The sequence below is a fragment of the Pseudorhodoferax sp. Leaf265 genome (assembly GCF_001422365.1).
In the GTDB taxonomy this organism is placed as follows: domain Bacteria; phylum Pseudomonadota; class Gammaproteobacteria; order Burkholderiales; family Burkholderiaceae_C; genus Pseudorhodoferax.
Genome location: NZ_LMMT01000009.1, coordinates 117,223 through 141,920, shown reverse-complemented (window position 1 = coordinate 141,920; position 24,698 = coordinate 117,223). Strand labels below are relative to the sequence as shown.

Here is a 24,698-nt window from a genome sequence, read left to right as displayed (position 1 = left end):
TCCTGCCACTAAAAGCAGCAGGTTAGGGTTCTTACGTGGGTCAGATTTGGACGGAAATTACCCGTGGCGGTGGGTCAGTTCTGCGTGGAAATCAACACATGGGATCGCTGCGGTCGCGTTGGCCCAGCACCATGAGGTCAGCGTAGAGGGTGTATCGCGAGAAGCTCCACGGATCGGCGTTGTCAGATTCGGCCCATCGTAGACGTGGCGAGCCACGGCTTTCTGCGCTAAACAGGCGGTACAGGCGGTCACGGCTGGCCTCCTGTGCCTGGCGCATGAGCTCCACCGCCTGTGCTCCTGCGCCGATCGTGAACGGGTAAAGCATGAGCTCCGACATGGAACATGGCCGGCAAACGACATTGGCGTCTAGTGCTTCAGCCAGCGAGTGCGCAAAGCGGAGTCGCTCCACAGAACGCGTTGTCTCGTCCAGATGAAGCAGGATGGTGCGGGGAGGGTGCATTGCAGGGCCCTTCGGTTGTCCGTTTTCCGCCACCTTAGAGCGCACCGCGGATGCCGCCTTGCGTTACGTCAAGTTTCGGGACGTTGTCTCACGCGGCGTTGCCAACAAAATTTCTCGGCCGGAGCGAGGGCTTGGCTTGATCCAGCGCAGACGAGTTCGAAGACGGGTGGCGCAGGATGCATTGGTCGAACTGATGGAGGCGCCCATGTCGCTCTTCTCCCGTAACCTCGGTGCCATTGATCGCAGCCTGCGCGTGCTCGGTGGCGTTGTTTTGCTCGCGCTTGTGGGCATGGACGCGATTGGACCGTGGGGCTATGTGGGCTTGGTGCCGCTGCTGACCGGCATCATCGGTACATGCCCGCTATATGCCGTCTTCGGTCTGCGCTCTTGCGCACGTCGCTGAAGCATGTGGCGCGTCACCTTGCGACGCATGCTGTCGTTCGTGCTGAGCCTCGGTGTCCTCGCTGGCGTTCTCTGGCTCTTGCTCCAGATGTACGTCACGCTGGTCACTCTGGACTGATCAAATCGTCCTTGCCTGTTGGCGCGCCCGCCGGGTCCGCTGCAGGCTTCATGGTGGTGACGATCTGTCTAGAGGGGCCTTTGGGGGACGCTACACGGCCACGCGTGGCGTGAAAAGCATCGATCGAACGCGCTCCGCGTTGGGTCTGCGGTTCGGTTTCTGTGGTGCTTCGGTAACTTGTTGATTTGAAACAAGAAAACGAATGGTGCCCGGGGCCGGAATCGAACCGGCACACCTTTCGGTGGGGGATTTTGAGTCCCCTGCGTCTACCAATTTCACCACCCGGGCATAGCCGCCATGGGCAGCCTGAAATTATGGCACAGTGCGGCCATGCAATACCCGACGATTGAAGATGCCATCGGCCGCACCCCGCTCGTGGCATTGCAGCGCATCGGCGCTGCGGACAACAAGGCCCGCGGCAATGTGGTGCTGGGCAAGCTCGAGGGCAACAACCCGGCCGGATCGGTCAAGGACCGGCCCGCCGTGTCCATGATCCGGCGTGCCGAGGAGCGCGGCGACATCCAACCGGGCGACACGCTGATCGAGGCCACCTCGGGCAACACCGGCATCGCGCTGGCCATGGCGGCCGCCATCAAGGGCTACCGCATGGTGCTGATCATGCCGGAGGACCTGTCGATCGAGCGGGCGCAGACCATGAAGGCCTTCGGCGCCGAACTGCTGCTGACGCCCAAGAGCGGCGGCATGGAGTACGCGCGCGACCTGGCCGAGCAGATGCAGCGTGACGGCAAGGGCCGCGTGCTGGACCAGTTCGCCAACGCCGACAACCCGCGCATCCACTACGAGACCACGGGCCCCGAACTGTGGGAGGCCACGCAGGGCCGCATCACGCACTTCGTGAGCGCCATGGGCACGACGGGCACGATCACGGGTGTGTCGCGCTTCCTCAAGGAGAAGAACCCCGCGATCCAGGTCATCGGTGCCCAGCCCAGCGAAGGCTCGCGCATCCCGGGCATCCGCAAGTGGCCGCAGGAGTACCTGCCCAAGATCTACGACCCCTCGCGCGTCGACGAAACGGTCAACGTGGGCCAGGACGACGCCGAGGAGATGTGCCGCCGGCTGGCGCGCGAGGAGGGCATCTTCGCGGGCATTTCGGCCGCAGGTGCTTGCTGGGTCGCGCAGCAGATCGCGCAGCGCGAGCAGAACGCGACCATCGTGTTCGTGGTCTGCGACCGTGGCGACCGCTACCTGTCCACCGGCGTCTTTCCGGCCTGACCGCCCGGCCGCCCGAAGGCGGTCAGCGCCGTCGCGCCAGGCGCAAAGAATTCAAGGATCACCATGCAGCCATTCAAGTTCTGCCCGCAGTGTGCGACACCGCTGGAGTGGATCACCTCGCTCGAGGACGGCGGCGCCAAGGAGCGCCTGCGCTGCGTCTCCTGCGGCTACACGCACTGGAACAACCCGACCCCCGTGCTGGCCGCCATCATCGAGTACGAGGGCAAGGTGCTGCTGGCGCGCAACGCCGCCTGGCCCGGCAAGATGTACGCACTGATCACGGGCTTCATGGAGGCCGGTGAATCGCCCGAGGAGGGCATCCGGCGCGAGATCCAGGAAGAGACCGCGCTGGAAGTCAGCGCGCTGGACCTGGTCGGCGTCTACGACTTCCAGCGCATGAACCAGGTCATCATCGCCTACCACGCGCAGGCGCACGGCGAGGTGCGCCTGTCGCCCGAGCTCGTGGACTACCGGCTCTATGCGCTGGAGGACGTGAAGTGCTGGCGCGCCGGCACCGGCCAGGCCTTGGCCAAGTGGCTGCTCTCGCGCGGCATCACGCCGCAGTACCTGGAGCGCTGACTAGAATCCGCCGCATTGCGAGGAGCCCCATGGACACCGACATCAGCATCGACAAGGAAATCGACACCCGCGGCCTGAACTGCCCGCTGCCCATTCTCAAGGCCAAGAAGGCCCTGAGCGACATGGACAGCGGCAAGCTCCTGCGCGTGGTGGCGACCGATCCGGGCTCGATGCGCGACTTCCAGGCCTTCGCCAAGCAGACCGGCAACGAACTGGTGCAGCAAAGCACCGTCGGCACCGAATTCATCCACGTGCTACGGCGGCGCTGAAGCCTGGCGCCCGGATTGGGCGCCGGCATGCAGGGTTCAGATCGCGAGGGTCTTCAGGTATTCGCGGAAGCCCTTGCTGACTTCCGGGTGCTGCAGTGCCAGTTCCACCGTGGCTTCCAGGAAGCCGTGCTTGCTGCCGCAGTCGAAGCGCTTGCCCTCGTACTCGAAGGCATGGACGATCTCGGTGTTCAGCAGGCCGGCGATGCCGTCGGTCAACTGGATCTCGCCACCGGCGCCGCGCTCCTGGTTGCGGATGTGGCCGAACACGGCCGGCGTCAGGATGTAGCGGCCGGCCACGCCCATGCGCGAGGGTGCGGCTTCAGGCGCCGGCTTCTCCACCATATGGCTCACGCGCGTGAGGCGGCCGCCTTCGATGTTGGTGATCTTCTCGCCGGCCACGATGCCGTAGCGGCGCACCTGCTCCAGCGGCACTTCCTGCACGGCCAGCAGCGAGGTTCCGAGGCGGCTGAAGGCATCCGTCATCTGCGCCAGCACGGGCTTGCCTCCCGAGGGGCCGATCATCAAGTCGTCGGCCAGCAGCACGCCGAAGGGCTCGTTGCCGACCAGGTGCTCGGCGCACAGCACGGCATGGCCCAGGCCCAGCGAACGCGGCTGGCGCACGAAGGAGCAGTTCATGTCGTCCGGCGCGACCGAGCGCACCAGGGCCAGCAGTTCCTTCTTGCCGGCGGTTTCCAGTTCGCTCTCGAGTTCGTAGGCGGTGTCGAAGTGGTCTTCGATCGCGCGCTTGTTACGTCCGGTCACGAAAATCATCTGACGAATGCCAGCCGCATAGGCCTCTTCGACCGCGTACTGGATCAGTGGCTTGTCCACCACCGGCAGCATTTCCTTGGGTTGGGCCTTGGTGGCAGGCAGGAAACGCGTGCCGAGACCGGCAACGGGGAACACGGCTTTGGTGACGGTCTTCTGGTAGCTGGACATGGTGATGCAGTTCTCTTTCTATCGAGGATTGGGAAGCACAAAAAACGCGGCAGCATACCGTTCGGCTAGCAATGCATATGCCATCCGAAACGGTGCGCTGCTGTCAGCCCAATCGTACAAGTTGTGTTTGAAGCCTCTGTAACGTGGCGCCGAAGTCGGCCACGCGCTTCTTTTCCTGCTCGATGACGGCCGGCGGTGCCTTGGCCACGAAGGCCTCGTTGGAGAGCTTGCCGTTGGCCTTGGCGATTTCGCCCTCGATGCGCGCGACCTCCTTGCCCAGGCGCGCCTTCTCGGCTGCCACGTCCACTTCCACGTACAGCGCCAGACGCGCCTCGCCGACCACGGCCACGGGGGCCGATTGCGCAGCGGCCTGCCAGGCGGCCTCGTCGTCGAACACCTTGACCTCGGCCAGCTTGGACAGGGCCTGCAGCACGGGTGCGGCGCCACGCATGAACTCGGCGTCGCCCACCACGTACAGCGGCAGCCTCGTCGCGGGCGAAACGTTCATCTCGCCGCGCAGGTTGCGGCAGGCATCGACCACGGAGCGCAGCTTGGCCATGTGGGCGATGGCGGCCTCGTCGATCTTGGCCGGCTGGGCCTGCGGATACCTGGCCACGGCGACCGAGGGGCCGGGCAGGCCGGCCACGGGCGCGACCTTCTGCCACAGCGCCTCGGTGATGAACGGGATGATGGGGTGCGCGAGCCGCAGGATCGCCTCCAGCGTGCGGATCAGCGTGCGCCGCGTGGCGCGCTGCTCGGCCTCGCTGCCGACCTGGATTTGCACCTTGGCGATCTCCAGGTACCAGTCGCAGAACTGGTTCCAGACGAAGTCGTAGAGCGCGTTGGCCACGTTGTCCAGCCGGTACTCGGCGAAGCCCTTGGCGATGTCGGCCTCGACCTGCTGCAGCACCGAGCTGATCCAGCGGTCGGCCTGGCTGAAGTGCATGTAGCCGTGGAACTCGCCGCCGGGCTGGCACTGCTCCTTGGTGTGCTCGGCCAGGCCGCAGTCGCGGCCCTCGCAGTGCATCAGGACGAAACGCGTGGCGTTCCACAGCTTGTTGCAGAAGTTGCGGTAGCCCTCGCAGCGCTTGCTGTCGAAGTTGATGCTGCGGCCCAGCGAGGCCAGCGCCGCGAAGGTGAAGCGCAACGCGTCCGCGCCGTAGGCCGGGATGCCCTCGGGGAACTCCTTCTCGGTGTTCTTGCGCACCTGGGGTGCGGTCTCGGGCTTGCGCAGGCCGGTGGTGCGCTTGTCCAGCAGCGGCGCCAGCGCGATGCCGTCGATCAGGTCCACCGGGTCCAGCACGTTGCCCTCGGACTTGCTCATCTTCTTGCCCTGCGCGTCGCGCACCAGGCCGTGGATGTAGACGTGCCTGAACGGCACGCGGCCCGTGAAGTGGGTCGTCATCATGATCATCCGGGCGACCCAGAAGAAGATGATGTCGTAGCCGGTCACGAGCACGGTGGAGGGCAGGTACAGGTTGTAGTCGTCGGTGGGCGCGTCGGTCTGTTCCGGCCAGCCCATGGTGCTGAACGGCACCAGGGCCGAGGAATACCAGGTGTCCAGCACGTCCTCGTCGCGGCGCAGGGTCTTGCCCGGCGCCTGGGCCTGTGCTTCGGCCTCGTTGCGCGCCACGTAGACGGTGCCGTCCTCGTCGTACCAGGCCGGGATCTGGTGGCCCCACCAGAGCTGGCGGCTGATGCACCAGTCCTGGATGTTGCCCATCCACTGGTCGTAGGTGTTGACCCAGTTCTCGGGCACGAAGCGCACCTCGCCGCTCTTCACCGCATCGATGGCCTTCTGCGCGATGCTCTTGCCCGTGGGATCCTGCTCCGACACCTTGGTCATGGCCACGAACCACTGGTCGGTCAGCATGGGCTCGACCACCTCGCCGGTGCGCGTGCAGATGGGCACCGTGAGCTTGTGCTTCTTGGTCTCGACCAGCGCGCCCAGGGCTTCGAGGTCCGCCACGATGGCCTTGCGCGCCACGAAGCGGTTCAGGCCGCGGTACTTCTCGGGCGCCTGGTCGTTGATGGTGGCCTGCAGCGTCAGCACGCAGATCATCGGCAGCTTGTGGCGCTGGCCCACGGCGTAGTCGTTCACGTCGTGCGCGGGCGTGACCTTCACCACGCCCGTGCCGAATTCCTTGTCGACATAGTCGTCGGCGATGACCGGGATCTCGCGGCCCACCAGCGGCAGGATCACCGTCTTGCCGATCAGGTGCTGGTAGCGCGCGTCTTCGGGGTGCACCATCACGGCCACGTCGCCCAGCATGGTCTCGGGCCGCGTCGTCGCCACGGTGAGGCTGCCGGAACCATCGGCCAGCGGGTAGGCGATGTGCCACAGCGAGCCGTCCTTCTCCTCGCTCTCGACCTCCAGGTCGGACACGGCAGACTGCAGCTTGGGATCCCAGTTCACGAGGCGCTTGCCGCGGTAGATCAAGCCCTGCTGGTAGAGCTTCACGAAGGTGTCGGTCACCACCTTGGACAGCTTGTCGTCCATCGTGAAGTACTCGCGGCTCCAGTCCACGCTGTCGCCCATGCGGCGCATCTGCGTGGTGATGGTGTTGCCGGACTGCTGCTTCCATTCCCAGACCTTGGCCGTGAACTGGGCCCGGCCCAGGTCGTGGCGGCTGATGCCCTGCTCCTGCAGCTGGCGCTCCACCACGATCTGCGTGGCGATGCCGGCATGGTCGGTGCCGGGCACCCAGGCCGTGTTGAAACCGGCCATGCGGTGGTAGCGCGTCAGCGCATCCATGATGGTCTGGTTGAAGGCATGGCCCATGTGCAGCGTGCCCGTGACGTTGGGCGGCGGCAGCTGGATCGCGAAGGAGGGCGCGTTCGCATCGGGCACGCCGGTGCCGCGCACGCCCGCGGCGCCGAGGCCACGGCGCTCCCACTCGGGGCCCCAGTGGGCCTCGATGGCGGCGGGTTCGAAGGACTTGGACAGTTCGGCCAGGCCGGGTTGTTCGGGGGTGTCGCTCATGGGGAATCCAGACGGGAGGCAGTGCCGGCAAGGGCGCTGCGGGGCGGGAACGCGAAGGCGGGGATTTTAGGGGCTGCGCGCCGGGGCGTCGGAGCGCTGCAGGCCGTGCTGTGTACCATGCCGCCAGCCAAGCGGCGGCCCGGCGCTGTCGGTCAGCCATCCTTCTTTCAACGGACGAGCAGGGAGATTCGATGAAACATACGCTGGTTGCAGCTGCCGCGCTGCTGGCCGCTTCGGTGGCCTGGGCCGCCGAGATCACGGTGCCGCTCGGCATCGCCGAGAAGCAGGGCGCGGGCGCCGACGTGGGCACGGTCCGCATCGTCGAGACGGCCTACGGCCTGGCCTTCTATCCCATGCTCAAGGGCTTGCCGCCCGGCCTGCATGGCTTCCATGTGCACGAGAACCCCTCGTGCGCCCCCAGCGAGAGCGCCGGCAATGTCGTGCCGGCCGGCGGCGCGGGCGGCCACCTCGACCCCGCGGGCAGCAAGAAGCATGGCGAGCCCTGGGGCGACGGCCACCTGGGCGATCTGCCGCCTTTGTTCGTCGCGGCCGACGGCAGTGCCACCGCGCCCGTGCTGGGCCCGCGCCTGAAGCTGGCCGATGTGCGCAAGCGCGCGCTGATGGTGCATGCGGGCGGCGACAACCACGCCGACCACCCGGCCCCGCTGGGCGGTGGCGGAGCGCGCATCGCCTGCGGCGTGATCGGCGACTGAGGCCCGGCGCTCAGCGCTCCGCGCGCAGGTAGAACTTCTGCAGCAGCCGCTGCACGGTCGCGCGTTCGCGCTCTGTCAGGCGGCCGGCGAGCTCGTTCTCCAGTTCCACGACGACCTTCTCGGTCTCCTGCGCGAGCGCATGGCCGGCCTCGGTCAGGTGCAGGCCGACGGCGCGTCCGTCGCGCGGGTGCGGCCGGCGCTCGATCAGGCCGCGCCGGTCCAGCGCGGCGATCAGGTTCACGAAGTTGGGCGGCAGGATGTCCAGCGTGGCGCAGAGCTGGCGCGAGGTGGCGCCGGGGTTGTGCGCGAGCAGCGCCAGCACCGAGAAATCGGCCTGCGTGAGTCCGTAGGGCGCCATGCGCTCGAAGAACACGCCGCCGATGGCGATGGCGGCGCGGCGCGCGTTGTAGCCGATCAGGCCTTCGAGCACGCTGGTGTCCAGCGGCTCGGCGTTCGTGGGGGCAGGGGGCGTGGAGGTCTTGCGTGCGCGGGGCATGCGGGCGATTGTGGCGCTCAAGCCGCGGCCGCCTGGGCCACGGCCTGTGCCGCCTGCTTGACCATGCCCAGCCGCATGTCGAATTCGGGCAACACCCAGCGCCGGAACGCGGCGGCGGGCTGGGCCCAGCGTGCGTCACCCGCTGCGCTGGCCTCGATGCGCGCCCAGGCCCAGGCCAGCAGCGCGAGCGCGGTCACGCGCAGGAAGTCGTCGGCCACCTCGTAGGCCAGGCGCGGCCGGGCCTGGGCGGCCAGTGCCACGCTGGTGGCCAGGTAGCGCAGCTGGGCCAGGCGGCGCTGGGCGTCGGCGTCGGCCTCGCGCGCGGCGTCGAGTTCGTCGCGCAGTTCCAGCAGCATCGCGCTGAAATCCGCGCCCGCGTCCGGCAGCACCTTGCGCACCAGCAGGTCGATGGCCTGGATCTCGTTCGTGCCTTCGTAGAGCATGGCCACGCGCACGTCGCGCACATGCTGCTCGACGCCCCATTCGCGCACGTAGCCGTGGCCGCCGAAGACCTGCAGGCAGGCGCTCGCCCCCTCGAAGCCCTGCTGCGTGCAGGCCGCCTTGAGCACCGGCGTGGCCAGCGCGCACCAGCGTTGCGCCGCGGCGCGGGCCTTGGGGTCTTCGCCATGGCGGGCCAGGTCCAGCCGCAGGCCGGTGCGGTAGGCCAGCAGGCGCGCACCGTCGATCCAGGCGCGCTGGGTGTCCAGGATGCGGGCGATGGCGGGGTGTTCGGCAATCGGGCTGGGGTCGGGGCCAGGCGCACCGGGCGCGCGCATCTGCCGGCGCTCTGCGGCATAGGCGCTCGCCTTCTGCCAGGCCGCGTCCAGCATGCCGATGCCCTGCAGCGCCACATGCAGCCGGGCCGCGTTCATCATCACGAACATGGCGGCCAGGCCACGGCCGGGTTCGCCGATCAGCCAGCCCGCCGCTTGCTCGAAGCGCATCGCGCAGGTGGGGCTGCCGTGCAGGCCCATCTTCTCCTCGATGCGCTCGCAGAACACCGCGTTGCGGCCGCCGTCCGGCAGCAGCTTGGGCACCAGCGCCAGCGACAGGCCCTTGGGGCCGGGCGGCGCATCAGGCAGGCGGCACAGCACCAGGTGCACGATGTTGCTGGAGAGGTCGTGCTCGCCGCCCGAGATGAAGATCTTGCTGCCGTCCACGCGCAGGCTGCCATCGGCCTGCGGCACGGCACGCGTGCGCACCAGCCCCAGGTCGCTGCCGGCATGGGCCTCGGTCAGGCACATGGTCGCCAGCCATTCGCCGGTGGCGAGCTTGGCCAGGTAGCGTTGCTGGAGCTCCGCGCTGCCGTGGTGCTTCAGGCACTCGTAGGCGCCGTGCAGCAGGCCCGGCGCCATCGTGAAGCCGTGGTTGGCGGCGGACAGCCACTCGTACAGCACGGCCTCGAGCACGGCTGGCAGGCCCTGGCCGCCATGGGCCGCATCGGCCGACAGGGCCGGCCAGCCGGCTTGCCAGAAGGCCTGGTAGGCGTCGCGGAAACCGGGCGGGGCCGTGACCGCGCCGGCCTCGAAGCGGCAGCCGAATTCGTCGCCACTGCGGTTCAGCGGCGCGATGGCCGCGGCCACGAACTTGCCGGCCTCTTCCAGCACCTGGTCCGCCAGCGCATCGTCGACCTCGGCGAAGGCGGGCAAGGCGCGCCACTGCAGCCCCGCGCCCAGCACCTGGTGCAGCAGAAAACGGGTGTCGTCGGGGCGGGGCAGGTAGTCCATGGCGATTCGGTGCGGGAAAGGCTTTACTTGCAGCTGAAGCTGCTCGCGAGTTCCAGGCTGCCGCTGCCGTTGTAGCGGGCGACCTGGGGGTAGGGGCACAGCGGGCGGCTGCGGTCGGCGGCCCAGTCCGCCGGCACATCGGCATTCACGCCGCCGGCATTGCCGGCGCCGCGTGCGCTGGCGATCACGCGGTCGGGGGCCACGCCCTTCTCGACCCAGTTCACCAGCGACTCGAGCATGTCGAACTGCTCGGTGGCCGGGCCGCCGGCGCAGTGGTTCATGCCGGGCACGAGGAACAGGCGGGCGAAGTCGGAGGCATCGCCGCCGTTGTCCTGGCGCAAGGTCTGGTACCAGTCCACCGTGTCGTCGCTGGAGAAGATCGGGTCGGCCGTGCCGTGGTAGACCATCAGCTTGGCGCCGCGGTCCTTCAGTGCGGGCAGCTTGCCGTAGTTGGTGGGCAGCATGAACGACAGCGCGCTCTCGGTGTAGGTGGCGTTGGTGGCTTGCACCTTGGCGAGCATGCTGTCCAGGTTGCCCGTGAGCGCGAAGCTGGTGCCGTTGAAGCTGCTGCGGTCCTCCGGCGGAACTTGCCAGACAAAGCCCACGGCGCCCGTGTCCAGGGTCAGCGAGTTGTTGAACTTCCAGCCGGCCCAGCCCGTGGTCTGCAGGCCGTTGTCGTACGGGAAGCTGGCGTAGATCTTGGTGCCGCTCTCGGTCGTGGCGCCCTTGAACAGGGCCGAGATGCCGGCCTTCTGGTCCGCGCTCAGACAGGTGCCGTCGCGTGCGCCGCCGCAGGTGGGCACATCACGGGCCAGGTCGAATGCGGCCTGGCAGGCCGCGGTGTCCTGCACCAGGCCGTCGCTGGCGCCGTCGAGCGCATCGCACTTGGCCAGCACGGCCTGGCCCACCAGCACGCGCTCGGCCTGTGTGAAGCCGGTGCCCAGGTTGCCCGCCGTCGTTGCGAGGGCGGCATAGGTCTTGGCGCCCGCGATGTTGGCGATCGCCGCGCGCGGCAGCCGCGTGCCCGGGTTGCCGGCGAGGATGCCGTCGTACTGCTCGGCATAGCGCGAGGCGGCCACCATGGCGTGGCGTCCGCCGTTGGAACATCCACCGAGGTAAGAGCGGTCGGGCGCCTTGCCGTAGGCGGCCAGGATGGCGCTGCGGGCCATGGGCGTGAGCTTGCCCACGGCCTGGTAGCCGTAGTCGAGCCGGGCCTGTGGGTCCAGGCCGAAGAAGGGGCCGAGCGAGCCGGCGTGGCCGGCGTCCGAGCTCAGCACGGCGAAGCCCTTGTTCAACGCGTTGTCCAGCGGACCGCCGCCGCCGATGCCGCCGGCGGCCGTGCCCACGCTGCCGTCCAGGCCGCCGTTGGCCTGGTAGAAGAAGCGGCCGTTCCAGCTCTTGGGCATGCGCATCTCGAAGCCGATGGCGTAGCTCTGGCCGTCCACGGCGCTCACGCGGTCGAACATGCGGCCCGTCACGCGGCAATGCTCGGGCACGTCCTTGCCGGCGATCTTGAGCGTGCCGGCCGCGATGGATTCCGCCGCCGTGATGGTGGTGTTGGCGAACGCGATCTTGCCCGCGAGATCGGTGCAGGACAGCAGCGTGGCCGGCGTGGCCGCCGCAAGTTGCGGCAGGTCGTCGTCGCCCGAGCCGCAGGCGGCCAGCAGCAGGGCCGGCGCGAGCGCGGCGGCGAGGGTGAAATTGCTCTTCGGCATCGTGTGTCTCCTCCGGTGGTGGTGGGTGGGGTCAGGACTCGGCCGTGAAGCCGATCTGCTTGACGAGCGGACCCCAGCGCTCGAACTCTGCCTTCTGGTCGGCCGCCATCTCCTGCGGCGTGCTGCCGTGCGCGACCAGGCCGACGATGGCCAGCGCGTCGACGACGGTCTTGTCCTTGAGGGCCGTGGTGATGGCCGCGTTGGCGGCGGCGATGGTGGCGGCCGGCGTCTTGGCCGGCGCGTAGAAGCCGAACCACTCTTCAGAAGTCACGTCGGGGTAGCCCAGCTCGGTGAAGGTCGGCACCTCGGGCAGGAAGGGCGAGCGCTGCTTGCCCGAGGTGGCCAGCACGCGCACGCGGCCGGTCTTCATGTACTGCAGGTAGTCGCCGCTGGGGTTCATGGCGGCGGCGATCTGGCCGCCCACGAGGTCGGTGATGCTGGGCACGGTGCCGCGGTAGGGCACATGCTTCAGATCCACACCCGCGCGGATGCCCAGCAGCGCCCCCAGCAGGTGCGGCATGGAGCCCGCGCCCGGCGAGCCGTAGCTGGCCTTGTCGGGGTTGGCCTTGGCCCAGGCCAGGAAGTCCTTGAGCGTCTTGACCTCGGCCGGCACGGCCGGGCCCACGGCCAGGCCGTGGAACATGATGGCGCCGATGGAGACCTGCGTGACCTCCTCGGGCTTGTAGCTGAGCTTGGGGTAGATGTAGGGATAGACCGCCAGGGCCGACACGGGCGCCAGCGTCAGCACCGAGCCGTCGGCCGGCGCGGCTTTGAGCGACTCCACCGCGATGCGGCCACCCGCGCCAGGCTTGTTCTCCACATAGCCCGGGTTCTTGCTGTAGGGCGTGCCACCCAGCTTCTCGGCCACGCGGCGGGCCACGCTGTCGCCGGCGCTGCCGGCCGGAAAGCCGTACATGATCTTGACCTGGTCCAGCACCTGGGCGAGCGCGGACAGCGGCGAGAGCGCGGACAGTGCGGCGGCGCTGCCCAGCGCTTGCAGGAAATGGCGACGGTGTTGCATGGGGTTGTCTCCTCGGGGTGGATCAGCGGGGGGCCATGCGCAGCGCGCCATCCAGCCGGATGACCTCGCCGTTCAGGTGGCCGTTGGTGACGATGTGGCAGGCCAGCTCGGCGAACTCCGAAGGCTTGCCCAGGCGCGGCGGGAACGGGATGGCGGCCGCCAGCGAGGCCTGCACGGGCTCGGGCAGCTCCAGCAGCAGCGGCGTGGCGAAGATGCCGGGCGCCACCGTGCAGACGCGGATGCCGTGCTGTGCCAGGTCGCGCGCCATCGGCAGCGTCATGCCGACCAGGCCGCCCTTGGACGCGCTGTAGGCCTGCTGGCCGACCTGGCCGTCGAAGGCCGCGACCGAGGCGGTGAACACCATCACGCCGCGCTCGCCGCCATCGAGCGGATCGAGCCTGGCGCAGCGCGCCGCGAACAGCCGGCTGATGTTGTAGGTGCCGATCAGGTTGACGCCGATCACCTTGGCGAAGTCTTCGAGCGGCGCGGCCTGGCCGTCCTTGCCCACGATGCGCTTGGCCGAGCCGATGCCGGCCACGTTCATGAGGATGCGGGCCGGACCGTGCGCGGCGGCTGCCGCGTCCAGCGCGGCCTCCACGCTCGCGGTGTCGGCGATGTCGCAAGCATGGGCGCTGCCGCCGATCTCGGCGGCCACCTGCTGTGCGCGTGCGAGGTTGCGGTCCAGCACCGCCACCTTGGCGCCCAGGCGCGCCAGCTCGCGGGCCGTGGCCTCGCCCAGGCCCGATGCGCCGCCCGTGACGAGGGCGGCCTGTGCTTCGATCTTCATGCGATTCTCCTCAACGCGGGGTGATGGTGTAGGGCAGGGTGCCGCCGTGCAGGGCCTGCACCGTGGCGTCGCGGTGCTTGAGCACGGCGCGCTGGTTGATCGAGCCCTTGTCCGTCACCTCGCCCTTGTCGATGGACGGCGGCTCGGCCACCAGCACGGCGCGCGCGATGCGGTTGGCGCTGCCCGTGGCATCGGCCGCGAGCTTGTCGATGACGTGCTGGAAGTGCGCCTGCACGCCGTGGTGCGCGAGCACCTCGGCCATGGGGGCGTCGGCCGGCAGCCGGGCCAGTTCGCGCACGGCCTGGGTCGGGAAGATCAGCGCGCCGACCTCCTTGAGGTTGATGCCGGTCAGCACCGCGTCCTGCACATAGGGCGCGCCGTAGGCCGTGATCTTGGCGCGCATGGGGCCCACGCTCACGAAGGTGCCGGTGGCGAGCTTGAAGTCCTCGGCGATGCGGCCGTCGAAGCGCAGGCCCAGGTGCGGGTTCTGCGCGTCGATCCACGCCACGGCGTCGCCCGTGCAGAAGAAGCCTTCCTCGTCGAAGGACTCGTGCGTGGCGTCGGGCATGCGCCAATAGCCCGGCGTCACGTTGGGGCCGCGGTAGCGGATCTCGGTCTTGCCGTCGGTGGGCACGAGCTTGAGTTCCATGCCCGCGGCCGGCAGGCCCAGGTCGCCCGTGGCCACCTGGGGCCGCGTGATGTACAGCGCGAAGGGCCCGGACTCGGTCATGCCCAGGCCCGTGCCCATCACGAGGCGCTCCCCGATCTCGGCCTCCTGGATGCGGTTGAGCTTGTCCCACAGGGCCTGCGGCAGCGCGGCACCGGCGTAGAAGAACATGCGCGCGCGCGACAGCAGGGTCTTGCGCAGCTGGGCGTCGGTCTCCATCGCATCGGCGATCGCCTCGAAGCCGGTGGGCACGTTGAAGTAGACCGTGGGTGCGATCTCGCGCAGGTTGCGCAGCGTCTCGGCGATGCCGGCCGGCGTGGGCTTGCCCTCGTCGATGTAGAGCGTGCCGCCGTTGTCCAGCGCGATACCGATGTTGTGGTTGCCGCCGAAGGTGTGGTTCCAGGGCAGCCAGTCCACCAGCACGGGCGGCTCTTCGCCGAGCGCCGGGATGGACTGGCGCATCTGCTGCTGGTTGGCGCACCACATGCGGTGCGTGTTGATGACGGCCTTGGGGTTCTTGGTCGAGCCCGAGGTGAACAGGAACTTGGTGATGGTGCCGGGGTGGATGTGGGCCATGGCCGCGTCCACGGCGGGCGTGGGCACCGTTGCCAGCAGTTCGGCCAGCGGCGTGCTGGCACGCCCCTCCAGTTCGCCTTCCCCCATGACCACTTCCACATCGGCCGGCACCGTGGCCGCGATGGCGGCGGCATAGCGCGCGTCGCTCGCGAACACGAGGCCCGGCGTCAGCGTGCCCATCACATGGCGCAGCTTCTCGTAGTCCTTGCTGACCAGCGCGTAGGGCGGCGACACGGGGCAGTGCGGGATGCCCACGAGCAGGCAGCCGAAGGCGACGAGCGCGTGGTCCAGGCCGTTCTCCGCGAGGATGGCCACGGGCCGCTCGGCCGACAGGCCGCGCGCGAGCAGGGCCTGGCCGATGGCGCGGGCCTTGGCCAGCATGTCGCGGTAGCTGAGGTGGACCCAGTCACCGCGCGCACCGCCCGGCAGCCTGGCGCGCTGGGCCAGGAAGGTGCGTTCGGGCGCGGCTTCGGCCCAGTGCAGCAGCCGGTCCGTCATGCGGTGGGCGTAGGGCGCGAGCGGCGCCTCGGCTTGCACATAGCGCACGCCACCGGCGGCCTCGCGGATGCTGGCGCGCGTCACGCCGAAGGCCAGTGCGCGGTATTTGGGCAAGGCTCCGCCCAGGCTGCCCGCGGCAGCCGCGTTGGTTTGCGTCATGTCGTCCTCCGAAAACGGGCGGGGTCAGTCTTTCGAGACCTTGGCGGCGCGGCCTTCCAGGAAGGCGCGCACGCGTTCCTTGGCGGGCGGAGCGTCCTGCACGATGCCGGCCATCAATGCCTCGGTGAACAGGCCATGGTCGGCCGGTTGCTCGGCGATGCGGGGCAAGGCGTGCATGAGCGCGTAGTTGGTCAGCGGCGCATTGGTCGCGATGCGCCTGGCCAGCTCGGTGGCCTTGGCCAAGGCCTGGCCTTGCGGCACGAGGTACTGCGCGAAGCCGGCGCGTTCGCCTTCCTCGGCCTTGTAGACACGGCCCGTCATCATCATGTCGGTCATGCGCGCCACGCCGATCAGCTTGGGAATGCGCACCGAACCGCCACCGCCCACGAAGATGCCGCGCGTGCCTTCGGGCAGCGCGTAGAAGGTGCTCTCGTCGGCCACGCGGATGTGGCAGGCACTGGCCAGTTCCAGGCCGCCGCCCACCACGGCGCCATGCAGGGCCGCGATCACGGGCACGGTGCCGAACTGCACGCCGTCCAGCGCCTGGTGCCACATGCGCGAGTGCAGCACGCCCTGGCCGGCGTCGCGCTCTTTCAGCTCCGAGAGGTCCAGACCGGCGCAGAAGTGCTCGCCGGCACCATCGACCACCACCGCGCGGACGCCATCGGGCAGGTTCTGGAAGGTATCGCGCAGCGCCAGGATCAGGCCGTCGTTGAGCGCGTTGCGCTTGGCGGCACGGTTCAGCCGCACGATGGCGATGTCGTCCTGGCGTTCGAGGGAGAGGTCGGGGTGGGTCATGATTGCATCCGGAAGATGGATCGATTATGGTTATGAAAAATAACCAAATCAAGGCGGCCAAGCCTGCCAATTCCCTGGTACTTACCCCTAGAAGCGGAGACCCCCGTGGACTGCACCAACCTCATCGCCATCGACACGCACACGCACGCCGAGATCAGCTGCTGGAACCCTTTCGACAACTACGGCGAGGAGTACGACCGCGCGGCCGACAAGTACTTCCGCTCGAGCCGCCGGCCCACCATCCAGGAGAGCATCGACTATTACCGCGAGCGCAAGATCGGCTTCGTGATGTTCGGTGTGGACAGCGAGTCCAACCTGGGCCGCCGGCGCATCCCGAACGAGGAGATCGCCGAGGCTGCGCAGAAGAACTCGGACATCATGATCGCCTTCGCCAGCATCGACCCGCACAAGGGCAGGATGGGCGCGCGCGAGGCGCGCCGGCTCATCGAGGAGCATGGCGTGAAGGGCTTCAAGTTCCACCCCACGGTGCAAGGCTTCCACCCCTACGACAAGATGGCCTGGCCGATCTACGAGGTCATCGCCGAGCACAAGCTGCCCGCCATCTTCCACACCGGCCACAGCGGCATCGGCTCGGGCATGCGCTGCGGCGGCGGCCTGCGGCTGGAGTACAGCAACCCCATGCACCTGGACGACGTGGCGATCGATTTCCCGGACATGCAGATCGTCATGGCGCACCCGAGCTTTCCGTGGCAGGACGAGGCGCTGTCGGTGGCCACGCACAAGCCCAACGTCTGGATCGACCTGTCGGGCTGGAGCCCCAAGTACTTTCCCAAGCAGCTGATCCAGTACGCCAACACCCTGCTCAAGGACCGCGTGCTGTTCGCGAGCGACTGGCCGCTGATCTCGCCGGAGCGCTGGTTGAAGGATTCCGAGGAGGCGGGGTTCAAGCCCGAGGTGATGCCAGGGATCCTGAAGGGCAATGCGATGCGGCTGCTGGGCTTGGCCGCCTGAGCGCCAGGACGAGGGGCCCCGCTTGCGGGGATCGGCCCAGCGCAGGCGGCCCAGGCGTCGACAATGCGGCATCTGCACCCGTACAACCGCACGGAGACGCCGGCATGACGCCTCAAGCCCTTCTTTCGCATTGCGACAGCGCCGCGCCCTGGCCGGCCGAACACGGCATCGCGCCGGACCTGGCCGCCGGCTATGAGAGCGCGCTGGCCGTGCGCGGCCTGCGCAGCGCACGCGGCGAGCAGCCGCGTGGCTACAAGGTCGGCTTCACCAACCGCACGATCTGGCCGCGCTACGGCATCCACGCGCCGATCTGGGGCACGGTCTGGGACACGACGTTGCAGTTCTGCGAAGGCGAGGGCCAGGTCGACCTGGCCGGTACCTGCAACCCGCGCATCGAACCCGAGATCGCCTTCGGACTGGCCGCCACACCGCCGGCCGGCGCCACGCTGGAGCAGTTGTTTGCCTGTGTGCAATGGCTGGCGCCGAGCTTCGAGGTCGTGCAGTCGCACTGCGCCTGGAAGTTCGCGAGCGCCGCCGAGCCCGTGGCCGACGGTGGCCTGCATGCGCGGCTGCTGGTCGGGCGCCGCACGCCCGTGCGCCGGTTGGCCAGCAGCGGCGCGGCACTCGATGCGCAGCTCGGCGCGGCGCGCCTGCAGCTGTTCGAGGGCGAACGCCTGGTCGACGAAGGCCTGGGCGCCAACGTGCTCGACGGCCCGCTGCACGCGCTGCTGCACTTCGTGCTGGAGTTGCAGGCCTGCCCCGGCGCGCCGGCCCTGGCGGCCGGCGACGTGGTCACCACGGGCACCTGGACCGACGCCTGGCCCATCGCCGCCGGCCAGCGCTGGTCCACGCGCATCACGGCCCCGTTCGACACACTGGCAGTGGCCTTGCGCTGAGGGTTTTGGTCGTGCCGGATAATTTCCGGCTGCACTTTTTCCCGCCAAGCATGCTGTTCCTGCTGTCCCCCGCCAAGTCGCTCGACTACGAGAGCCCGGCCACGCCGGTCTCGCACACCCAGCCGCTGTTTGCCGAGCAGACGGCCGAGCTCATCGCCGTGCTGCGCGAGAAGTCGCCGCAGCAGATCGCCGAGCTCATGGATCTGTCCGACCAGCTGGCCTCGCTCAACGTCGCGCGCTACCAGGCGCACAGCCCGCGCTCCACGGCGCGCAACTCGCGCCCGGCCGTGCTGGCGTTCGACGGCGATGTCTACGGCGGCCTGGACGCGCGCGCCATGCCGGCCGAGGACCTGCGCTGGGCGCAGAAGCATTTGCGCATCCTGTCCGGCCTGTACGGCGTGCTGCGCCCGCTGGACCGCATGCAGCCCTACCGCCTGGAGATGGGCACGGCCCTGGCCACCGAGCGCGGCAGCAACCTCTACCAGTTCTGGGGACCCCGCCTGGCCGAGTACCTGGATGCCGAACTCTCGGGCAGCAAGCACCCCGTGGTCGTGAACCTGGCCTCGCAGGAGTACTTCAAGGCCGTGGACCGCAAGACGCTGCAGGCCCGTGTGGTCGAATGCGTGTTCGAGGAGTACAAGGCCGGCAACTACAAGGTCGTCAGCTTCTTCGCCAAGCGTGCGCGCGGCCTCATGGCGCGCTACGCCATCACCCACCGCATCGCCACCCCAGCCAAGCTGCGCCAGTTCGACCTGGAAGGCTATGCCTACGACGCCGACGTGTCCGAGCCGAACCGGCTGGTGTTCCGGCGCCGCGCCGGCTGAACCGCAGAGAAAAGGAGCCCCATGTCCGCCAACGCACCGACCCAGGCCATCACGCCGCAGCTGCGCCAATGGATCGTGGAGCAGGCCCAGGCCGGCCACGCGGCCGAGGTGGTGCTCCAGGCCATGCGCGACGCGGGCTGGGAAGAAGACGTGGCCATCGAGGCCCTGGAGAACACGCTGCGCGAGCACCTGGAGCAGAACGCCGTGGCGGCAGGGCTGCCGCCCGCGACCACCGTGCCCGAGCCCGCGCTCGACGATTCGCCGCTGTACCTGCAGGCCGAAGACCGCCGCGTGCATGTGCTGAGTGCCCAGCTGCAGCCGCGCATCGTGGTGTTCGGCGGCCTGCTGTCCGATGCAGAGTGCGAGGCGTTGATCGACCTGGCGAGCCCGCGCATGGCGCGCTCGCGCACCGTGGCCACCAAGACCGGCGGCGAGGAGATCAATGTCGACCGCACCAGCGACGGCATGTTCTTCCAGCGCGGCGAGACCGAACTCATCGAACGCATCGAGGCGCGCATCGCCGCGCTGCTGCGCTGGCCGCTGGAGAACGGCGAGGGCCTGCAGATCCTGCGCTACGGCCCCGGCGCCGAGTACAAGCCGCACTACGACTATTTCGACCCGGCCGAACCCGGCACGCCCAGCATCCTGAAGCGCGGTGGCCAGCGCGTGGGCACGCTGGTGATGTACCTGGGCGAGCCCGAGCGCGGCGGCGGCACGGTGTTTCCCGATGTGCACCTGGAGGTCGCGCCCAAGCGCGGCAACGCCGTCTTCTTCAGTTACGACCGTCCGCACCCGAGCACGCGCACCCTGCACGGTGGCTCGCCCGTGCTGGCCGGAGAAAAATGGATTGCCACCAAGTGGCTCAGAGAACGTGAATTCGCCTGAACATTCCCCGCTCGGCAAGGCCTCGCCCTACGCCGACCAGTACGACGCATCGCTGCTGTTCCCGATCGCCCGCGCCGAAAAGCGCGCCGAGATCGGTGCGGATGGCAAGACACCCTTTTTCGGCGCCGACCTCTGGACGGCCTATGAGCTGAGCTGGCTCAACCCGCGCGGCAAGCCGCAGGTGGCGCTGGTGCAGTTCACCATCCCCTGCGAGACGCCCAACATCGTCGAGAGCAAGTCCTTCAAGCTTTACCTGGGCAGCTTCACGAACACGCGCTTCGACAGCGTGGACGACGTGCGCGCGCGCCTGCGCACCGACATCTCCGAGGCCGTCTGGCGCGGCAGCGCCACGCCCGCCACGGTGGGCGTGCGCGTGCTGCTGCCCGAGCAGTTCGACCAGCAGCCCATCCACGAGCTCGACGGCCTGAGCCTGGACCGGCTCGACCTCGAATGCACGCAGTACCAGCCCGACCCCACGCTGCTGACGGCGGCCTTCGACGAATCGCCCGTCACCGAGGTGCTGACCTCCGACCTGCTCAAGAGCAACTGCCTGGTCACGGGCCAGCCCGACTGGGGCAGCGTGCAGATCGCCTACTCGGGCCCGCAGATCGACCAGGCCGGCCTGCTGCAGTACATCGTGAGCTTTCGCAACCACAACGAGTTCCATGAGCAGTGCGTGGAGCGCATCTTCATGGACATCTGGCGCCGTTGCCGGCCGGTCAAGCTGACCGTCTATGCGCGCTACACGCGGCGTGGCGGCCTGGACATCAACCCCTGGCGCACCAGCCATCCGGGCGCGGTGCCGGCCAACGTGCGCACGGCGCGGCAGTAGCCGACAAGGCTCCGCACCGCATATGCAGAACGTATGCGGAGCAGCGGTTTCAGGTATTTGATCTGGCTTGGGGGCCGCCCTAGCATCGGCGCCCCAACGACACGGAGACAGATCCATGAACCGCACCACCGCGCGCGCCACGCTGCGCGCCCTGGCATTGCCGGCCCTGCTGGCCTGCGCGGCCGCCCAGGCCGAACCCATCAGCGTGCTGTTCGTCGGCAACAGCTACACCTTCGGCCGCGTCGACCCGGTGATGAGCTACAACACCGCCAACGTGCGCGACCTCACGGCGCCCATGGCCGCCGCCAACAGCACCGGCAGCAATGCCTTCGAGCCGCACCCCTGGGGCGGCGTGGCCGGCATTTTCAAGCAGCTCACCGTGCAGGCCGGGCTCGACTACCAGGTGGCGCTGTCCACGCGCAACGCGGCCTCGCTGCGCGGCCACTTCCTCAACAGCAACCCGGCCGGCTGGGACCTGCGCGGCAATGTCGCCAGCCAGGCCTGGAGCAAGGTCGTGCTGCAGGAGCAGAGCGACGAGCCACTGCCCAAGCAGGCCGGGCTCGCCTCCAACCCGGCCTACTTCAACACCTACGTGAACCTGCTGGAGAACTACATCCACCAGGGCCAGGCGCTGGCCTACCGCGAGCGCGAGCTGATCGGCGGCAGCAATGCCGCCTGCGCCGCGATCACGGGCGCCTCCACCGGCACCTGCGGCAACCTGCGCGAGATCCCGGCCAATCCCAACGCCAGTGCCGACACCGAGGTCTACCTGTACCAGACCTGGGCCCGGCCCAACCTCGTCAATGCGCCCTTCACCACGGTGACCGATCCCGTGACCGGCGCCGTCAGCTTCACGGACACGCCGGCCACCCCGTTCTACGCCTCGCTGCAGGACATGACGGTCGATCTGCGCGACGCCTACGCGCAGGCCGCGCAGGACGCCGGTGCCGACGGCAGCGGCGGCATCACCGCCGTGGCGCCCGTGGGCGAGGCCTTCATGCTCGCGCTGGCCATGGGCGTGGCCACGGCCAACCACTACGCGCCCGATGCCGGCACGGATGGGCTGCCCGACCTGTGGTGGGACGACGGCACCCACGCCAGCCTGTACGGCTCCTACCTGAGCGCGCTGACGCTGTACGGCACGCTGACCGGCCTGGACCCTGCGGGCTTCGGTGCCGGCGAGATCGCCGCGCGCGACCTGGGCATCGCCGGGCGCGATGCGGAGCTGCTGCAGCGCGTGGCCAGCCTGCAACTGGGCTTCGCACCTGGCAACGAGGTGCCCGAGCCTCCGCTGGCGGCGTTGCTGGGCCTGGCGGCGGCCGGATGGGCGCTTGCGCGGCGGCGCCGGCCCATCAAATGATGTAGGGCGCCGCAGGGCGCGGCATTACCATTGGCCCCCGTCACTCATCCATCTCGCCCGGGGGCGATTTCTTCCTTGTCAAACGACGCCATGCGGGCGGCTGCACCGGGTGATCCCCTGCAGGCGCTGCGCAGTGCCACGCAGGCGCTGCATGCTCGACTGGACAGCCAGCTGCCGCTGGCCCAGCCAGCCGATGCCACCCAATCTCTGCACCACTACCACCAGCACCTGCGCGTGCTGCACGGCTGGCTGTCGGACCTGACGCCGCTGCTGCACCGCACCGGCTGGGGCCAGGGCCTGCTGGAGCCGCTGTGCGCCGACCTCGGCGATGCCAGCCTTGCCGTCGCTCCCGCGGGGGCCACCCGGCCGCCGCTGGACGGTGATGCCGCCGCCTGGGGCGTGGCCTATGTGGTCGAGGGCTCGCAATTGGGCGGCCGCGTGCTGCACCAGCGCCTGCGGCGCGCGGGCGTCGATGCGCCGTTGCGTTACCTGGAAGGCCGCGGCACGGGCACCGGTTCGCACTGGAACGGCTTCCTGCAGGCGCTGCGTGCCGCGCTCGTGCAGCCGGCCGACGTGGCCGCCGCCTGTGCCGCCGCCCGTTGGGCGTTCGAAGACCTGCTGGCGCGCTTTCGGCAGGGGGGCTTGATGCCGTGAACACGCAAGCCGCTCCGCTGGGGCTGTCCAACTGCGACCAGGAGCCCATCCACATCCCTGGCCGCATCCAGTCGCACGGCGTGCTGCTGGCCTTCGGCGCCGATGGCCGCCTGTCGCACCGCAGCGCCAATGCCGACGACCTGCTGGGCGCCGCGGCGCCGGTGCTGGGCCAGCCGCTCGGCGAGACCTGCTTCGCCGCCGACGCAGCCATGCACGGCCTGGTGCAGGATTGCCTGTCGGCCGAGGCCGACGAATCGCAGCCCGTGGCCATCCAGGTCACGCTGGCTGACCGGCATTTCGAGCTGATCGGCCACCGCCGGGGCCGCCAGCTGCTGCTGGAGCTCGAACTACTGGGCGAGGAGGCCGCGCTGCTGGCCGACGACGCCTTCAAGGGCCACAAGGCCTTGGTGCGGCTCAAGCGCCAGCGCAGCGTGGACGATCTCCTGGCCGTGGCCGCGCAGGAGGTGCGCGCGCTGACCGGCTTCGACCGCGTGATGGCCTACCGCTTCCGCCACGACGACAGCGGCGACGTGGTGACCGAGGCGCGCGACGCCGCGCTGGAGCCCTTCGCCGGCCGCCGCTACCCGGCCAGCGACATTCCGGCCCAGGCGCGCCGGCTGTACCTGCTCAACACGCTGCGCACCATCGTCGCGGTGGGCAGCCAGGCGGTGCCCATCGAAGCCGAGGACGAAGGTGCCGTGCCGCTGGACCTTTCACACAGCGTGTTGCGCGCGGTCTCACCCGTGCACATCGAGTACCTCACCAACATGGGCGTGGCCGCGTCCATGAGCATCTCCATCGTGGTGCAGGGCCGGCTGTGGGGCATGCTGGCCTGCCACCACAGGCGGCCGCGCCACGTGCCCTACCGCGTGCGCAGTGCCTGCGACGTGCTGGCCCATGTGCTGGCGGCCGACGTGCAGACCGCGCTGGCGCGGGCCAGTGCCGAGCGCCTGGCCGCCGCGGCCGGCGTGCGTGCGCGCGCGATCGAGACCCTGCTGCACGCCGAGGACGGCGTGCAGGCGCTGGCGCGCGAGGCCGAGGCGCTGACCAGCATGTTCGAGGCCCATGGCCTGGTGCTGGCCGAGCGCGGCCACGTGCTGGCCGCCACCGGTGTGGCGCCGGAGGCTGCACGCGAGTTGCTGCCCTTCCTCACCGCGCAGACACCGCTGCACAGCGGCCTGTGGCTGGGCGACAGCCAAGACGGCATGCCGCCCGCGCTGCGCGAGGCCCTGGGACCTTGGTGCGGCGTGCTGGCGCTGCGCTTTTCCGACGCCACCGACGGCTGGCTCGTGCTGCTGCGCAAGGAGCAGGTCGAGACCATCGCCTGGGGGGGCCAGCCCGACAAGGCGTACAGCCATGGCCCGCTGGGGCCGCGGCTCACGCCACGCGGCAGCTTCGACGTGTGGAAGGACACGGTGCGCGGCCGCTGTGTGCCCTGGAGCGAGACCGACCTGGAGATCGCGCGGCCCCTGCTCAGCGAGCTGGCGCGGGCCGCCGCGGCGCGCAGCGTCGACCTGGACCGTGCACGCAGCCATCTGTTGGCACTGCTGAGCGCGGGCGTCGACGGTGGCGTGCCCGGCCCGCTCGACCCGCGCCCGGCCGGCAGCCGCATGCAGCGCCTGGTGGCCCAGGTGCTGGACGCAGCGCGTGTGCGCGGCGGCGCCGGCCTGGACTTGCCGCTGGCGCCGGTGGACCTCGCGCAGCTGGTGCACGCCGTCGTCGACGAGGTGCAGGCGGTCCAGCCGGCGCAGCGCTTCATCCGCGAGCTGCCGCGCAGCCTGGTGCTCGACGGCCACGCCGCGCGGCTGCGCCAGGTGTTGGCCTGCCTGGTCGGCAATGCCGCGCGCCATGGCACGGTGGACGAAGCGGTGGTGGTGCAGCTGCGCCGCGAGGGCGAGGCCGTGGTGCTGGACGTCAGCAACGTGGCGCCCGAGATCGCGGCCCCTGTGCTGGCCGCGTTGTTCGACCCCTTCCAGCCGGGGGCTGCCGGCCTGGGTGCCGGCGGCGATGGCCTGCGGCTGGGTCTGTACATCGCCCGCCAGATCGCGCGGGCGCACGGCGGCGAACTGGAGTACGCCTACGCCGAGCCCTACGTGGTGTTCACGCTGCGGCTGCCGGCGTAGGCCGGCGCGGCC

The 24,698-nt window shown here is 69.5% G+C and carries 23 protein-coding genes and 1 tRNA gene; 13 read left to right on the top strand and 11 right to left on the bottom strand.

The annotated features are described in order from the left end of the window. Positions 1–91: 91 nt before the first annotated feature. Positions 92–460: a hypothetical protein gene (locus tag ASF45_RS10425; RefSeq protein WP_156472943.1), complete on the bottom strand. Its 369-nt coding sequence runs from the start codon at positions 458–460 to the stop codon at positions 92–94. Positions 461–665: 205 nt separating this feature from the next. Here ASF45_RS10425 and ASF45_RS10420 point away from each other — a divergent pair, with 205 nt between their 5' ends. Further along, positions 666–863, top strand: a complete 198-nt coding sequence (locus ASF45_RS10420; protein ID WP_056661118.1) for a DUF2892 domain-containing protein — start codon at positions 666–668, stop codon at positions 861–863. Between the two features lie 320 nt (positions 864–1,183). Here the strand turns inward: ASF45_RS10420 and ASF45_RS10415 are convergent. Next, positions 1,184–1,268 (bottom strand) — tRNA-Leu (locus tag ASF45_RS10415). 42 nt (positions 1,269–1,310) lie between these two features. On the opposite strand from ASF45_RS10415, the gene cysM reads away from it, so the two are divergent. From cysM to ASF45_RS10400, 3 genes are all read left to right on the top strand, one after another. Beyond that, positions 1,311–2,213 (top strand): cysteine synthase CysM, encoded by a 903-nt coding sequence (cysM, locus tag ASF45_RS10410; RefSeq protein WP_056661079.1) that lies wholly within the window; start codon positions 1,311–1,313, stop codon positions 2,211–2,213. Positions 2,214–2,276: 63 nt separating this feature from the next. Beyond that, complete coding sequence (locus ASF45_RS10405) at positions 2,277–2,792, top strand: NUDIX domain-containing protein (RefSeq protein WP_056661075.1); 516 nt, start codon at positions 2,277–2,279, stop codon at positions 2,790–2,792. A 41-nt stretch (positions 2,793–2,833) separates the two neighbouring features. Further along, on the top strand, positions 2,834–3,061 hold the full coding sequence (locus tag ASF45_RS10400) for a sulfurtransferase TusA family protein (RefSeq protein WP_056661115.1): 228 nt from the start codon (positions 2,834–2,836) through the stop codon (positions 3,059–3,061). A 36-nt stretch (positions 3,062–3,097) separates the two neighbouring features. Here ASF45_RS10400 and galU read toward each other — a convergent pair whose 3' ends face one another. Then, a complete protein-coding gene (galU, locus tag ASF45_RS10395) occupies positions 3,098–4,000 on the bottom strand; it encodes a UTP--glucose-1-phosphate uridylyltransferase GalU (RefSeq protein WP_056661071.1) in 903 nt (300 codons plus the stop codon). 103 nt (positions 4,001–4,103) lie between these two features. Further along, positions 4,104–6,983: a valine--tRNA ligase gene (locus ASF45_RS10390; protein WP_056661068.1), complete on the bottom strand. Its 2,880-nt coding sequence runs from the start codon at positions 6,981–6,983 to the stop codon at positions 4,104–4,106. Positions 6,984–7,174: 191 nt separating this feature from the next. Here ASF45_RS10390 and sodC point away from each other — a divergent pair, with 191 nt between their 5' ends. Then, positions 7,175–7,696: a superoxide dismutase family protein gene (gene sodC, locus ASF45_RS10385; protein ID WP_056661064.1), complete on the top strand. Its 522-nt coding sequence runs from the start codon at positions 7,175–7,177 to the stop codon at positions 7,694–7,696. Positions 7,697–7,706: 10 nt separating this feature from the next. On the opposite strand, the gene ASF45_RS10380 is transcribed toward sodC, so the two are convergent. Genes ASF45_RS10380 through ASF45_RS10350 form a run of 7 tightly spaced genes read right to left on the bottom strand, consistent with a single transcriptional unit; the run spans position 7,707 to position 16,140 of the window. Beyond that, the gene (locus tag ASF45_RS10380; protein WP_056661061.1) at positions 7,707–8,192 is read right to left on the bottom strand and encodes a MarR family winged helix-turn-helix transcriptional regulator; all 486 of its coding nucleotides are present in this window, start codon (positions 8,190–8,192) and stop codon (positions 7,707–7,709) included. Positions 8,193–8,209: 17 nt separating this feature from the next. Beyond that, positions 8,210–9,919, bottom strand: coding sequence for an acyl-CoA dehydrogenase family protein (locus ASF45_RS10375; RefSeq protein ID WP_056661058.1), 1,710 nt, complete (start codon positions 9,917–9,919; stop codon positions 8,210–8,212). Positions 9,920–9,942: 23 nt separating this feature from the next. Continuing rightward, entirely contained in the window at positions 9,943–11,634 is a 1,692-nt protein-coding gene (locus tag ASF45_RS10370; protein ID WP_056661055.1) for a tannase/feruloyl esterase family alpha/beta hydrolase, read from the bottom strand. Between the two features lie 31 nt (positions 11,635–11,665). Continuing rightward, entirely contained in the window at positions 11,666–12,655 is a 990-nt protein-coding gene (locus ASF45_RS10365; RefSeq protein ID WP_056661052.1) for a tripartite tricarboxylate transporter substrate-binding protein, read from the bottom strand. Positions 12,656–12,677: 22 nt separating this feature from the next. Then, positions 12,678–13,442: an SDR family NAD(P)-dependent oxidoreductase gene (locus tag ASF45_RS10360; RefSeq protein WP_056661049.1), complete on the bottom strand. Its 765-nt coding sequence runs from the start codon at positions 13,440–13,442 to the stop codon at positions 12,678–12,680. A 10-nt stretch (positions 13,443–13,452) separates the two neighbouring features. Beyond that, entirely contained in the window at positions 13,453–15,342 is a 1,890-nt protein-coding gene (locus ASF45_RS10355) for a feruloyl-CoA synthase (RefSeq protein WP_056661046.1), read from the bottom strand. A gap of 24 nt (positions 15,343–15,366) precedes the next feature. Next, a complete protein-coding gene (locus tag ASF45_RS10350; protein ID WP_056661043.1) occupies positions 15,367–16,140 on the bottom strand; it encodes a crotonase/enoyl-CoA hydratase family protein in 774 nt (257 codons plus the stop codon). Positions 16,141–16,245: 105 nt separating this feature from the next. Between ASF45_RS10350 and ASF45_RS10345 the strand changes: the two genes are divergently transcribed. The 8 genes from ASF45_RS10345 to ASF45_RS10310 all read left to right on the top strand — a co-directional run bounded on the left by ASF45_RS10345 (position 16,246) and on the right by ASF45_RS10310 (position 24,686). Then, positions 16,246–17,112: an amidohydrolase family protein gene (locus ASF45_RS10345; RefSeq protein ID WP_056661042.1), complete on the top strand. Its 867-nt coding sequence runs from the start codon at positions 16,246–16,248 to the stop codon at positions 17,110–17,112. A 104-nt stretch (positions 17,113–17,216) separates the two neighbouring features. Next, positions 17,217–18,008 (top strand): 2-keto-4-pentenoate hydratase, encoded by a 792-nt coding sequence (locus ASF45_RS10340; RefSeq protein WP_056661039.1) that lies wholly within the window; start codon positions 17,217–17,219, stop codon positions 18,006–18,008. A 50-nt stretch (positions 18,009–18,058) separates the two neighbouring features. Next, complete coding sequence (gene yaaA, locus ASF45_RS10335) at positions 18,059–18,832, top strand: peroxide stress protein YaaA (protein WP_056661036.1); 774 nt, start codon at positions 18,059–18,061, stop codon at positions 18,830–18,832. A gap of 21 nt (positions 18,833–18,853) precedes the next feature. After that, positions 18,854–19,717 (top strand): 2OG-Fe(II) oxygenase, encoded by an 864-nt coding sequence (locus ASF45_RS10330; protein ID WP_056661033.1) that lies wholly within the window; start codon positions 18,854–18,856, stop codon positions 19,715–19,717. Further along, entirely contained in the window at positions 19,704–20,549 is an 846-nt protein-coding gene (queF, locus tag ASF45_RS10325) for an NADPH-dependent 7-cyano-7-deazaguanine reductase QueF (RefSeq protein ID WP_056661030.1), read from the top strand. Before ASF45_RS10330 ends, queF begins: the two co-directional genes overlap by 14 nt. Positions 20,550–20,664: 115 nt before the next feature. Then, positions 20,665–21,909 carry a PEP-CTERM sorting domain-containing protein gene (locus ASF45_RS10320; protein WP_056661027.1) on the top strand — a complete coding sequence of 415 codons (1,245 nt, stop codon included), beginning with the start codon at positions 20,665–20,667 and terminating at the stop codon, positions 21,907–21,909. 90 nt (positions 21,910–21,999) lie between these two features. Next, positions 22,000–22,563 (top strand): biliverdin-producing heme oxygenase, encoded by a 564-nt coding sequence (locus ASF45_RS10315; RefSeq protein WP_056661024.1) that lies wholly within the window; start codon positions 22,000–22,002, stop codon positions 22,561–22,563. Further along, positions 22,560–24,686, top strand: a complete 2,127-nt coding sequence (locus tag ASF45_RS10310) for a GAF domain-containing protein (protein WP_056661021.1) — start codon at positions 22,560–22,562, stop codon at positions 24,684–24,686. Before ASF45_RS10315 ends, ASF45_RS10310 begins: the two co-directional genes overlap by 4 nt. Positions 24,687–24,698 lie beyond the last annotated feature (12 nt).